We start from the raw sequence: 11,933 nt of genomic DNA on the forward strand, positions 1-11,933 counted from the left end.
TGATGTCATCCGGGGCCCTCCCGCGTCGGTGTCGCTACTGCTCGAAGCGGTAGCCGAGCCCCCGGACGGTGACGAGCATCGTCGGCTTCGACGGGTCCTGCTCGATGCGTGAGCGGATGCGCTTGATGTGTACGTCGAGCGTCTTGGTGTCGCCGAAGTAGTCGCTCCCCCAGACCCGGTCGATCAGCTGGCCCCGGGTGAGGACGCGCCCGGCGTTGCGGAGCAGCAGCTCGAGCAGCTCGAACTCCTTCAGCGGCATGGTCACCTCCGAGCCGCGCACCGACACCGTGTGGCGCTCGATGTCCATCGTGACGGCCGAGGCGGACACGACCGCGTCGTTGTCGTCCTCCTCCTCGACCGCGCGCCGCCGGAGCACCGCCCGCACCCGGGCGAGCAGCTCGCGGCTGGAGTAGGGCTTGGTTACGTAGTCGTCGGCACCGAGCTCCAGCCCGACAACGATGTCGACCTCCGAGTCCTTCGCCGTCAGCATGATGATCGGCACGGTCGACTCGGCCCTGATCGTGCGGCACACCTCGGTGCCGGACATCCCCGGGAGCATGAGGTCGAGCAGGATGAGGTCGACGCTGCCCGAGCGGAACGCCGTGACGGCCGCCTGGCCGTCCTCGACGACCTCGACCGAGTACCCCTCGCGCTCGAGCAGGAAGCTCAGGGGCTCGCTGAGGGCCGCCTCGTCCTCGACCAGCAGAATGCGCGTCATGTCGCTCCTTCGTTCGTCCGGTCCGCAGCGGACCCGGCGTCTGTGGCTGCCTGCGGCAGCTGGATGGTGAAGGTGGAGCCGCGGCCAGGCTGCGACCACAGCCTCACCTGCCCACCGTGGTTCTGTGCCGCATGCTTGACGATCGACAGCCCCAGGCCCGTTCCACCCGTCGCGCGGGCCCTGGCCGGGTCGACACGGAAGAAGCGCTCGAAGACGCGGTCCTGGTCCTCCGGGGCGATGCCGATGCCCTGGTCGGTCACCGCGATGGACACGACGCCGTCGTCGACGTCGATGCCCACACCCACGCGCGTGCCCTCGGGCGAGTACGCGATCGCGTTCGCGATGAGGTTGTGGACGGCGACCTCGAGTGTCTGCGCGTCGCCCATCACCTTGGCGTGCTTCGCCCTGGCGAGCACCAGGTCGATCCCCCGGCCCTCGGCCGTCACGCGGTTCTGCTCGATCGCCCTGCTGACGACCTGGTTGATGCTCACCTCGCTCGGCGCATTCAGCACGTCGGAGGCCTGCAGCCGGGACAGGCTGATGATGTCGGAGGTGATCTGCGCGAGCCGGGCCGCCTCCGTGCTCAGCCGCGTGGCGAAGCGGCGGACCCTGTCCGGCTCGTCCGCCGCCGGCTCGAGCGCCTCGGCGAGCAGGCTGACCGCGCCGATCGGGGTCTTCAGCTCGTGGGAGATGTTGGCGATGAAGTCCCGCCTGACCTCCTCGAGGCGCTCCGCCTCGGAACGGTCCTCGGCGATGAGCACGATGAAGCGCGTGCCGAGCGGTGCAGCCCTGACGTACATCGGGCGGGTGGTGTCGCCGAACCGCCCCCAGCTGAGCTGGTAGTCGCGGCCGACCGGCTCACCGCTCTGGCGCACCTCGATGGCGAGGTCGTCGAGCGCCCTGTGCGTGAGACGCCCGTCCGTGACCAGCTCGAGGGCCTTCGCCTCATCCGAGGCCCGAAGCACGTTCCCCGAGGGGTCGACGACGACCGCCGCGCTGCCCATGGCGTCGAGGACCTGGTCCACCCCGTCGGGGATGTGCGGGGTGACGACGGCGGCGGCGCGCGCCGCCCTCCGCTCGGCCACGACGACGAGAACGGTTGCGCCGCTGCCGATGGCAGCCCCGAGGGCAAGCGCCAGCAGCATGATCCAACCGGAGTCCATAGGTCATACATTAGAACCTGAAGACACTGCGGGCGGACGGCCGCCGGGGGTGACCGGGGCATTTTGGCCCTCGTTCACCGGGGCGACCCCGAATGTTCACCCGGCACGGTCAAGCTGAACAGGCCTGGCACCGCCGGGAGGCACCGCGATGCCCGCACAGACGAAACGGAGACGAAGACATGCGCGAAGTATTCCAGCAGGAACTGCGCGAGGTTCAGGACCAGCTGGTCGAGATCGCCGATCTGGTCGCGACGTCCATCACGGCCGCGACGCGCGCGTTCACCGAGTCGAACGTGAGCCTGGCCGAGCAGGTCATCGACAACGACCGACGGATCGACGAGCTCGCCGTCTCGCTGGACGAGCGGGCGATCGACATCCTCGCCCGCCAACAGCCGGTGGCCAGGGACCTGCGCATCGTCGTCAGCGCGCTGCGGATCAGCGCGTCCCTCGAGCGCATGGGCGACATCGCCGAGCACATCGCGCAGCTGGCCCGCTACCGCTTCCCCGAGAAGGCCGTGCCGAAGGGCCTGCGCTCCACCTTCGCCGAGATGGGCCGGCTCGACGTTGAGATCGCGGTCATGCTCACCGAGCTGCTGCGCACCCAGGACGTGGAGCTGGCCGAGCAGATCCGCAACGAGGACGACAAGATCGACGAGCTGCACGTCAGCGTGTTCGACAAGGTGCTCGGTGAGACCTGGAAGGGCGAGCCCGCCGCGACGGTGGACGCGACGCTCGCCTCGCGCTACCACGAGCGCTTCGCCGACCACGCGGTCTCGATCGCCAAGAAGGTGCAGTACCTGGCCACGGGCGACTGGGCACAGGACAGCAGCACGGACTGAGCGAGGTGACGGCGCCCCTGGCGCCGGCCGACGCGAAAAACACGCCTCGGGCCGGGAGCATCAGCTCCCGGCCCGAGGCGTGTCACTGCCGGTGCGGGTGAGGCTACTTCTTGCCCTGCGCGGCGACGGCGGCGGCACCGGCGGCCGCGGCCTCCGGGTCGAGGTACTCGGCGGGGGCGATCGGCGAGAGGTTCTCGTCGAGGCGGTACACCAGCGGGATGCCGGTCGGGATGTTCAGCCCGGCGATCTCGTCGTCGGAGATACCGTCGAGGTGCTTCACCAGGGCGCGCAGCGAGTTGCCGTGGGCGGTGACGAGGACCGTCTTGCCGGAGCGGAGGTCGGGGACGATCTCGGACTCCCAGTAGGGCAGGAGCCTGTCGATGACGTTCTTCAGTGCCTCGGTGGCGGGCAGCTCGCCGTCGATGTCGGCGTAGCGCGGGTCGTCGGTCTGCGCGTACTGGTCGTCGGGGGCGATGGGGGGCGGGGGGACGTCGAAGGAACGGCGCCAGGTCTGGAACTGCTCGGGGCCGTACTCGGCCAGCGTCTGGGCCTTGTCCTTGCCCTGGAGGGCGCCGTAGTGGCGCTCGTTGAGCCGCCAGGACCGCTTGACGGGGATCCACAGCCGGTCGGCCGTGTCGAGCGCGATGTCCGCGGTCTGGATGGCACGGCTGAGCAGGGAGGTGTAGAGGATGTCGGGGGTGAGCCCCGACTCGGCGAGGAGCGTCCCGGCGTTGGCGGCCTCGCCGACGCCCTGCTCGCTGAGCCGGACGTCGACCCATCCGGTGAACAGGTTCTTCTGGTTCCAGTCGCTGTTGCCGTGACGCAACAGGATGAGGGTGTAGGGCTCTGACATGCCCCCAGCTTAGCGGCGGCGACCCAGCCTCGGCAGCCGGGGGACGTCCGCCGTGGCACCGGCGGTTGCGGGCACGACGACCCGCTGGGCGGCCGCGAGATCGAGGCCCTCGGCGGCGACGACGAGCGGGGCCCCCTCCGGCGCGGACCGCTTGATCACGGCGAGCGCGACCGGCCCCGCGTCGTGGTGCAGCGCCGAGCTGGTGACGGCGCCGATGACGCTGCGGACGCCCGCCTCGTCGACGACGACGACGTCGGAGCCGGGGGCGGGCAGCACCCCGTCGGAGCCGTCCAGGTCGAGGAAGACCAGCCGTCGCGGCGGATGCCCGAGGTTGTGGACCTTGGCGACCGTCTCCTGGCCGCGATAGCAGCCCTTGGTGAGGTGAACGGCGCTGCGCAGCCAGTCCAGCTCGTGCGGGACACTGCGTTCGTCCGTGTCGCGGCCGTGCTCGGGGCGCCAGGCGGCGATCCGCAGCGCATCCCAGGCGAGCAGGCCGGCGACCGGGGAGTCGGCGGCCAGCCGCGCGTGCTCGGCGGCGTCGACGACGACGAGCTCGGCCGCGTACTCGGCGGCGGGGTGCTCCCCCTGGTGGTACTGGTGGCCTCCGACGGCGACGGTGGTCCAGGGGTCACGCCAGCGCACCTCGGTCCCCGAGCCGCCGACGGGACGGATCCCCGCCGCGGCCGGGCCGTCGAACGCGCCGATGACGGCGAGGTCACGGCGCTCCTCGACCTCGACCCTGAGCATGAACACCATGGAGCGCAGCCAGGCGAGCAGCCCCTCCGCGTCGCCGGCGTCGAGGATGAGCCAGAGCCGCTCGCCGTCGTCGACGAGCCGTGCGGCGTGCTCGATGCGCCCGGTCGGCCCGAGGAACAGCGTCTCCGTCGACGCCTCCGGTTCGAGCCCCGTGAGCAGCTGCGTGCTGAGCGAGTTCACCCAGCTCAGCCGGTCGGCGCCGGCGATCGACGCCACGACGAGGTCGGAGCGGTCGACGACCGCCCTGCCGTCCTCGAGCGCGCGCTGCTCCGCCAGTGGAGAGCCGTAGTGCAACGGAGCCCCCGTAGCCGTGTCCGAGGCGACGGCGCCCTGCCTGTCGAGGAAGGGCGAGCGGCTCATGCGCTCTTCGCGAGCCGGGCGGAGGCGTGGTTCTTCAGCTCCTGCCCGAGCGCCGCCATGTCCCACGCCCAGAGCAGGTGGCCGTCGACCAGCCCGTACAGGCGGGTCGCCGCCGTGTACTCCTTGGCGCCCTCGCTGCGGAGGACGGCGTCCGTGGCCAGATCGATTCGCGGGCCGTTGACCTGCCCGAGATACAGCTCGGCGACGCCCTGAGGGTGAACGAGGCTGACCTCGATGTCGAAGGCCCCGTCGTCGTTGCGCAGCGCCTCGACGCTCTCGGCCGTGGTCAGCTCGGTCTCGGCCGTCGGGGGGAGCAGCCCCGGGCCCGCGTCCGAGTCGTCGCGCGGACGGGCGAGCCGCCAGTAGCCCATCTCACTGCTGAGCGGGGCCGAGCCCTCTCCGAGCGTCCAGACCTCCGAGCGGTAGCTGAGCACCGCGCCCCCGTCGTGCGCGAAGGTGACCCGCTGGCCGAACTCGGTTCCGACGCGGTCGTCGCCGATCGCGTAGTCGACCACGCCCGTGCCCTCCCAGACGCCGACGAGCCACGACAGCGGGACCAGTTCGGAGGGGAGTCCTGTGGGGATCTCGATGGGCATCCCGGCCGCCTAGCGCTGACCGCGGAAGAGGTTGTACACGACGACCCCCGACACGAAGACGATGGCGAGGCTCGCGAGTCCAAGCAGCCCGATGAAGAAGAGTTCAAGAGCAAGCATGTCCACAGACTACCCCTGCACCGCCGAGATGACAGCGATCGCTCCGCCGCCGACCACGAACACCGCGAAGGCCCCGGTCAGGCTCGCCGCGACGCGGTTGATGTAGCCGTGGCTGGAGCCGCCGAGCATCTGCACGAAGAAGGCGATCGGGACCATGATCGCCGCCCCCGCGTACAGCACGGGGAAGCGAAGCGCGAGCGGCGTCCCGAGTGCGACGATCAGGACGATCGCGAGCGCGAGCGCCCACACGACGACCACGCCTCTCCAGTGGATAACGACGGGGGTCCCTGCCTCACTCGCACCTTCACTCACACCAGGAATTCTAGCCGTGCGGTCCGCGCCGTCCGGCCGGTGAACGTGAAGCGAACTCGGACAGGTTCTAAGATGAGCACACTCCCCCAGCCGAGAGGACCCTTGTGGCACAGCTGCTGATTCTGACACCACAGCTTGACGACAACGACGTTCTTCCATCCCTTGCGCTGCTCAGCCACGCCCAGACGGTGCGACCGTCGGAGACGGCGCAGCTGGTCCACGTCGAGCAGCACGACGTCGTCATCCTCGACGCCCGCAGGGACCTGGCGGGGGCGAAGGCGCTGTGCAAGGTCCTCGGCGCCTCCGGCAGCCGCACGCCCGTGCTGCTCGTCGTCACCGAGGGCGGGCTGACCGCCGTGACCGCGGACTGGGGTGTCGCCGACGTCGTCCTGGCGACCGCGGGCCCCGCCGAGGTCGACGCGCGGATCCGGCTCGCCGAGGGGCGGGGAGCGGCCGCGAACGGCCAGAACACGATCCAGGCCTCCGGCGTCGTCATCGACGAGGCCAGCTACTCGGCGAAGGTGCACGGCCGCACCCTCGACCTGACCTTCAAGGAGTTCGAGCTGCTGAGGTTCTTCGCCGGGCACCCCTCGCGGGTCTTCACCCGTGAGCAGCTGCTCAGCGAGGTCTGGGGCTACGACTACTTCGGCGGCACGCGCACCGTCGACGTCCACGTCCGTCGGCTGCGGGCCAAGCTGGGCGACCTCGACCAGCTGATCGGGACGGTGCGCAACGTCGGCTACCGCTTCAACGTGTACGAGGAGAGCGATGCGGCGCCTGCAGCTGACAACGGCTGACCCGGCTGACCCCGCGACCGCCGCGGCCCTGCGGACCGTCCTGAGCAGGGCGGAGCACGTCGACGGCGTCGCGGCGCTCAACGAGCAGGCGCGGCTGGAACTGGCTCGCGGCTCGAGGACGCTCGTGCTGCTCTGCGCCGCGGGAGACCAGCCCGGCGCCCCCGTCGTGGGGGCCGCCGTCCTCGGCGGCGGTGAGCTCGACCTGGTCGTGGACCCGGAGTGGCGAGGCCAGGGCTACGCGAGCGCCGCCCTCCCCGGGCTGCTCGGCGCCGTCCCGCTCCGGACCGCCTGGTCCCACGGGGACCACCCCGCCGCCGCCGCGATCGCCGCATCCCGGGGCCTGTCCGCGGTGCGCAGGCTCCACCGCATGGAGCTGAGCCCCGTCCCCGAGGTAGACGCCACCGCCCCGACGCCCGCGCCGCTGCGCATCCGGTCCTTCACGACGGACGACGTCGATGCCTGGGTCGCCCTGAACGCGCAGATCTTCCGCGACCACGCGGAGCAGGGGGCGCTGACTGCCCGCGATGTCGCCGACCGGATGGCCGAGCCCTGGTTCGACGCCGAGGACCTCCTGCTGGCCGAGTGGGACGGTCGGCTCTGCGGCTACCTGTGGCTCAAGCGCGAGCCGGACAGCCCCGACAGCGCGGAGGTCTACGTCGTGGGGGTTGCCGCCGAGCTCGCCGGTCACGGCATCGCCAGGGCCCTGTTCTCCGTGGCCTTCGCCCGGCTCGCCGACGCGGACGTCCGCACGGTCGAGCTGTACGTCGACGACGACAACCCCCGGGCGGTCGAGCTGTACTCCCGGCTCGGCTTCTCCATCGCCGCGACGGAGACCCAGTACTCGCTCGTCCCCGCCACCACGCCGGCGGAGGAACTCGTCACCCGCGCGTCAACCGACGGTAACCCGACGGCTCGCTCCTGACACCACGGGGTGGGATGATGTGGTCATGGCAGCGGACATCATCAGGCTCGACAGCGGTCTCGGCGGCGACGACGACGACTTCGACCCCATCGTCGAGGCTGACGCCCCCGAGCTCCCGGACAACCGATACCACGACAGGGAGCTGAGCTGGCTGGCGTTCAACCAGCGCGTGCTCGAGCTCGCGGAGGACCCGGCGGTGCCCCTCCTGGAGCGGGCCAACTTCCTCGCCATCTTCGCCAGCAACCTGGACGAGTTCTTCATGGTCCGCGTCGCCGGCCTCAAGCGCCGGATCTCCACCGGCATCGCCGTCCCGACGAACATCGGCCGCAGCCCGACGGGCGTGCTGCGAGACATCTCGGCGGCGGCGCACGAGCTTCAGCTCCGCCACGCGCGCGCGTGGAACGACTCCGTCCGGCCCGCCCTGTCCGAGGCGGGCGTGAGCATCGTCGGCTGGGACTCACTGTCCGAGCAGGACCAGGAGCACCTGGGCGAGTACTTCAGCGAGAACATCTTCCCCGTCCTCATGCCGCTCGCGGTCGACCCCGCCCACCCGTTCCCGTACATCTCGGGGCTGTCGCTCAACCTCGCGGTCCGCGTACGCAACTCCCGCACCGGCAGGCAGGACTTCGCCAGGCTCAAGGTCCCGCAGATGCTGCCGCGCTTCATCGCGGTCGACGCGGCCGCCTTCCCCGAGCCGATCAGGTACATCGCGCTGGAGGACCTCATCGCGACCCACCTGGACGCGCTGTTCCCCGGGATGGAGGTGCTGGAGCACCACGTGTTCCGCGTCACCCGCAACGAGGACGTCGAGATCGAGGAGGACGAGAGCGAGAACCTCATCCAGGCGCTCGAGAAGGAGCTGCTTCGCCGCCGCTTCGGCCCGCCCATCCGCCTCGAGATCACCGAGGACATGGACGACGTCACGCTCAGCCTCCTCGTCCGCGAGCTCGACATCACCGAGCACGAGGTGTACCGGCTGCCCTCGCCGCTCGACCTCGGCGGGCTGTTCTCCCTCGGCGGCATCGACCGCCCCGAGCTGAAGTACCCCAAGCACGTCCCGACGACGGCGCTGCAGTTCCAGCCCTCCGAGCCGAACGGCAAGGCGAACCTGTTCGCCGCGATCTCCGCGAGGGACGTCCTCGTCCACCACCCCTACGAGTCGTTCAACACGAGTGTGCAGGCCTTCCTCGAGCAGGCGGCGGCCGACCCACACGTCTTGGCCATCAAGCAGACGCTGTACCGGACCTCCGGCGACTCCCCCATCATCGAGGCGCTCATCGACGCCGCCGAGGCGGGCAAACAGGTGCTCGCACTCGTCGAGATCAAGGCGCGCTTCGACGAGGAGGCGAACATCTCCTGGGCCCGCAAGCTGGAGAAGGCCGGCGTCCACGTGGTCTACGGGCTCGTCGGGCTGAAGACGCACTGCAAGCTCGCGCTGGTGATCCGCGAGGAGCAGGGCACGCTGCGCAGCTACAGCCACATCGGAACGGGCAACTACAACCCGAAGACGAGCCGCATCTACGAGGACTTCGGCCTGTTCACCGCCGACCCGCACGTCGGCCGCGACCTGACCCGGCTCTTCAACGAGCTCTCCGGCTACGCCATCGAGAAGAAGTTCAAGCGGCTGCTCGTCGCACCGCGCCAGCTGCGCAAGGGACTGCTCAAGCTCATCGAGACGGAGCGGCTCAACGCCGAGCAGGGCCGGCCGAGCGGCATCCGCATCAAGCTGAACTCGATCGTCGACGAGGCCATCATCGACGCGCTGTACCGCGCCTCGAATGCCGGGGTCCCGATCGACATCTGGGTGAGGGGGATCTGCGGCCTCAAGGCCGGCGTGCCCGGGCTGAGCGAGAACATCCGGGTGCGCTCCATCCTCGGCAGGTACCTGGAGCACTCGCGCCTGTTCAGCTTCGTCGCGGACGGCGACCCCCAGGTGTTCATCGGCAGCGCCGACATGATGCACCGCAACCTGGACCGGCGCGTCGAGGCGCTCGTCCGGCTCACCGACCCCGCCCACCTGACGGAGGTGGCGGAGCTGTTCGACCTGGCCATGGACGAGGGCACCTCCTCCTGGCATCTGACCGCGACCGAGGGCTGGCAGCGGCGCAGCACGGGGCCGGACGGCGAGCCGCTCGCCGACCTGCAGGACATCGTCATGGCCAGGGTCGCCAAGCGACGCCGGCCGCGGAGCCGCCGGTGAGCGGCGAGCTCGCGATCTACGCGGCGGGGGCCGTCTGCTGGCGCGTCGGCGGTTCGGGGAGCGTCAAGGTTCTCCTCGTGGATCGTCCGGGCCACAACGACATCTCCCTGCCGAAGGGCAAGGTCGACCCTGGCGAGACCCTCCCCCAGACGGCCGTCCGCGAGGTCAAGGAGGAGACCGGTCTGAGCGTCGTCCTCGGGCAGCCCCTCGGCATCACCCGGTACGCGCTCGCCAGCGGGCGAACGAAGATCGTCCACTACTGGGCGGCCGAGGTCGGCGCGGGGACGCTGCGCGACACGGACTTCCGGCCGAACGACGAGATCTCCGGGCTGCGCTGGGTCGGGATCGAGAAGGCCAAGCGGCTGTTGAGCTACGCCCACGACGTGGACATCGTCGAGGCGTTCCAGGCTCAGCTGGACGCCGGGGTATCCTCCACCTACTCCGTGTCGGTGCTTCGGCACGCCAAGGCGGTGTCGCCCGGCAGCTGGAACGGAGCGGACGCCGGCCGCCCGCTGACCCCGAGGGGCAGGGCCCAGGCGGAGGCGATCGTGCCGACCCTGTCCGCCTTCGGCGTGGCGCGGATCAACGCCTCCGACGCGGTGCGCTGCCAGCAGACGGTGCTGCCGCTGTCCGCCGCAGCGCGCACGGCGGTCAAGGCCGTGCCGGTGCTGAGCCAGGACGCCTACGAGGACGGCGAGGGCGACCTCGCCGCCGTCGCCGAGACGCGGGTGCGCACGGCGCGGAACGCCGTCGTGTGCAGCCACGGGCCGGTGATCCCCGCGTTCCTCGCCGAGCTCGCCCTCGCATCGGGCAGCCCGCGCGGCTCGTACCTCTCCAGCGCCGCGATCCTCGACACCTCCGCCTTCTCCGTCGTGCACCTGGACTCGCGGACCGACGGGGCGGGGATCGTCGCCGTCGAGACCTACCCACCACGGGCCTGAACCGGGGCGCTGACGCGGCCGACCGCGGTCGCGCCGCTTCGGTTCACGCCCCTCATCGGTGGCACCCCGGCGCCCGACGCCCGCCGTTCACCTTCCGTTCACCACGCTGATGGAAGCTCGTCACACCTCGCGCATAGCGTCAGACCCGAGCCGGCACCACGGCTACGACCCTCATGACGAATGGACAGAAGTTGACCACCATCAAGCTCGGCCGCGCCGCGGCCGTCGCAGCAATCGCCGCCCTCGCCCTGACCTCCTGTGCAGCGAACGAGTCCGGCTCGGGCACGTCCACCGACAGCGCCAGCAGCAGCGGCGCGACCGGAACGCTCGTCGGCATCGGCGCCTCCAGCCAGGGCAGCGCCCAGGAGTCCTGGATCGCCGGCTTCCAGACCGCGAACCCCGACGCGACCATCAACTACGACCCGCAGGGCTCCGGCGCCGGGCGTGAGAGCTTCATCAGCGGCGCCGCCGCCTTCGCCGGCTCCGACTCGGCCCTCAGCGACGACGAGCTCGCCGGCACCTTCGGCAGCTGCGCCCCCGACACCACGGCGATCGACCTGCCGGTCTACATCTCCCCCATCGCCGTCATCTTCAACATCGAGGGCGTCGACGAGCTCAACCTCGACTCCGAGACCCTCGCCAACATCTTCAACGGCAGCATCACCAGCTGGGACGACGAGGCCATCGCCGCGCTGAACCCCGACGCGACGCTGCCCTCCACCTCGATCACCGCCGTGCACCGCTCGGACGACTCGGGCACGACCAAGAACTTCGCCGACTACCTCAACTCCACGGCGCCCGACGCCTGGGGCGAGGAGCCCAGCGACACCTTCCCGTTCTCCGGCGGTGAGGGCGCCCAGGGCACCTCCGGTGTCGTCGACGCCGTCACCAACGGCACCGGCACCATCGGCTACGCCGACGCCTCGCGCGCCGGTGACCTCGGTGTGGCGAAGATCAAGGTCGGCGACGAGTTCGTCGGCTACACCGCCGAGGCCGCGGCCGCGGTCGTCGAGGGCTCCCCGCTGGTCGAGGGCCGCGAGGACAACGACATCGCGATCAAGCTGGACCGTCAGACCACCGACCCGAGCCACTACCCGCTCGTGCTGGTCAGCTACGCGATCGCCTGCCAGGAGTACGCCGACGCCGACCAGGGCGCGCTCGCCAAGGCGTACCTCGGCTACATCGCCAGCGACGAGGGCCAGAAGGTCTCCGCCGAGTCGGCCGGCTCCGCCCCGCTCTCGGCCGACCTCTCGGCCAAGGTGCTGGCCGCGATCGAGACGATCTCCTAACACCCCACACGGTTGTGCCGCCCCCCCCCCCGGGCGGCCCAACCGCAGCCACCACCAACACGACGACGGG

General features: G+C 70.8%; 12 protein-coding genes. 6 read left to right on the forward strand and 6 right to left on the reverse strand.

The annotated features are described in order from the left end of the window. Positions 1 to 34: 34 nt before the first annotated feature. Together FM119_RS08900 and FM119_RS08905 are read right to left on the reverse strand one after the other, a co-directional pair. Positions 35 to 718 (reverse strand): response regulator transcription factor, encoded by a 684-nt coding sequence (locus tag FM119_RS08900; protein ID WP_087137319.1) that lies wholly within the window; start codon positions 716 to 718, stop codon positions 35 to 37. Continuing rightward, positions 715 to 1,881 carry a sensor histidine kinase gene (locus FM119_RS08905; protein ID WP_087137320.1) on the reverse strand — a complete coding sequence of 389 codons (1,167 nt, stop codon included), beginning with the start codon at positions 1,879 to 1,881 and terminating at the stop codon, positions 715 to 717. Before FM119_RS08905 ends, FM119_RS08900 begins: the two co-directional genes overlap by 4 nt. Before the next feature lie 179 nt (positions 1,882 to 2,060). On the opposite strand from FM119_RS08905, the gene phoU reads away from it, so the two are divergent. After that, positions 2,061 to 2,720, forward strand: a complete 660-nt coding sequence (phoU, locus tag FM119_RS08910) for a phosphate signaling complex protein PhoU (RefSeq protein ID WP_087137321.1) — start codon at positions 2,061 to 2,063, stop codon at positions 2,718 to 2,720. 103 nt (positions 2,721 to 2,823) lie between these two features. Here the strand turns inward: phoU and FM119_RS08915 are convergent, their stop codons facing one another. From FM119_RS08915 to FM119_RS08930, 4 genes are all read right to left on the reverse strand, one after another. Continuing rightward, positions 2,824 to 3,573 carry a phosphoglyceromutase gene (locus FM119_RS08915; RefSeq protein WP_087137322.1) on the reverse strand — a complete coding sequence of 250 codons (750 nt, stop codon included), beginning with the start codon at positions 3,571 to 3,573 and terminating at the stop codon, positions 2,824 to 2,826. A 9-nt stretch (positions 3,574 to 3,582) separates the two neighbouring features. After that, positions 3,583 to 4,689 carry a CAF17-like 4Fe-4S cluster assembly/insertion protein YgfZ gene (gene ygfZ, locus FM119_RS08920; protein ID WP_087137323.1) on the reverse strand — a complete coding sequence of 369 codons (1,107 nt, stop codon included), beginning with the start codon at positions 4,687 to 4,689 and terminating at the stop codon, positions 3,583 to 3,585. Further along, positions 4,686 to 5,285, reverse strand: coding sequence for a heme-binding beta-barrel domain-containing protein (locus FM119_RS08925; RefSeq protein WP_087137324.1), 600 nt, complete (start codon positions 5,283 to 5,285; stop codon positions 4,686 to 4,688). Before FM119_RS08925 ends, ygfZ begins: the two co-directional genes overlap by 4 nt. A 126-nt stretch (positions 5,286 to 5,411) precedes the next feature. Continuing rightward, a complete protein-coding gene (locus tag FM119_RS08930) occupies positions 5,412 to 5,714 on the reverse strand; it encodes a hypothetical protein (protein WP_143822673.1) in 303 nt (100 codons plus the stop codon). Between the two features lie 104 nt (positions 5,715 to 5,818). Between FM119_RS08930 and FM119_RS08935 the strand changes: the two genes are divergently transcribed. From FM119_RS08935 to pstS, 5 genes are all read left to right on the forward strand, one after another. Then, complete coding sequence (locus FM119_RS08935; RefSeq protein WP_087137326.1) at positions 5,819 to 6,511, forward strand: winged helix-turn-helix transcriptional regulator; 693 nt, start codon at positions 5,819 to 5,821, stop codon at positions 6,509 to 6,511. Further along, on the forward strand, positions 6,483 to 7,433 hold the full coding sequence (mshD, locus tag FM119_RS14235) for a mycothiol synthase (protein ID WP_245827402.1): 951 nt from the start codon (positions 6,483 to 6,485) through the stop codon (positions 7,431 to 7,433). The genes FM119_RS08935 and mshD overlap by 29 nt, the downstream gene beginning before the upstream one ends. Before the next feature lie 25 nt (positions 7,434 to 7,458). After that, positions 7,459 to 9,633, forward strand: a complete 2,175-nt coding sequence (locus FM119_RS08940; protein WP_245827403.1) for an RNA degradosome polyphosphate kinase — start codon at positions 7,459 to 7,461, stop codon at positions 9,631 to 9,633. After that, positions 9,630 to 10,574: an NUDIX hydrolase gene (locus tag FM119_RS08945; RefSeq protein WP_087137328.1), complete on the forward strand. Its 945-nt coding sequence runs from the start codon at positions 9,630 to 9,632 to the stop codon at positions 10,572 to 10,574. The genes FM119_RS08940 and FM119_RS08945 overlap by 4 nt, the downstream gene beginning before the upstream one ends. Positions 10,575 to 10,765: 191 nt before the next feature. Next, positions 10,766 to 11,863 carry a phosphate ABC transporter substrate-binding protein PstS gene (pstS, locus tag FM119_RS08950; RefSeq protein ID WP_087137329.1) on the forward strand — a complete coding sequence of 366 codons (1,098 nt, stop codon included), beginning with the start codon at positions 10,766 to 10,768 and terminating at the stop codon, positions 11,861 to 11,863. Positions 11,864 to 11,933 lie beyond the last annotated feature (70 nt).

This window comes from Mycetocola reblochoni REB411 (assembly GCF_900163835.1).
Taxonomy (GTDB): Bacteria; Actinomycetota; Actinomycetes; order Actinomycetales; family Microbacteriaceae; genus Mycetocola_B; species Mycetocola_B reblochoni.

Bases quoted from the DNA above. Each gene is read 5' to 3' on its own strand.
- FM119_RS08900 (WP_087137319.1), bottom strand. From the start codon at position 718: ATGACGCGCATTCTGCTGGTCGAGGACGAGGCGGCCCTCAGCGAGCCC.
- FM119_RS08905 (WP_087137320.1), bottom strand. From the start codon at position 1,881: ATGGACTCCGGTTGGATCATGCTGCTGGCGCTTGCCCTCGGGGCTGCC.
- phoU (WP_087137321.1), top strand. From the start codon at position 2,061: ATGCGCGAAGTATTCCAGCAGGAACTGCGCGAGGTTCAGGACCAGCTG.
- FM119_RS08915 (WP_087137322.1), bottom strand. From the start codon at position 3,573: ATGTCAGAGCCCTACACCCTCATCCTGTTGCGTCACGGCAACAGCGAC.
- ygfZ (WP_087137323.1), bottom strand. From the start codon at position 4,689: ATGAGCCGCTCGCCCTTCCTCGACAGGCAGGGCGCCGTCGCCTCGGAC.
- FM119_RS08925 (WP_087137324.1), bottom strand. From the start codon at position 5,285: ATGCCCATCGAGATCCCCACAGGACTCCCCTCCGAACTGGTCCCGCTG.
- mshD (WP_245827402.1), top strand. From the start codon at position 6,483: ATGCGGCGCCTGCAGCTGACAACGGCTGACCCGGCTGACCCCGCGACC.
- FM119_RS08940 (WP_245827403.1), top strand. From the start codon at position 7,459: ATGGCAGCGGACATCATCAGGCTCGACAGCGGTCTCGGCGGCGACGAC.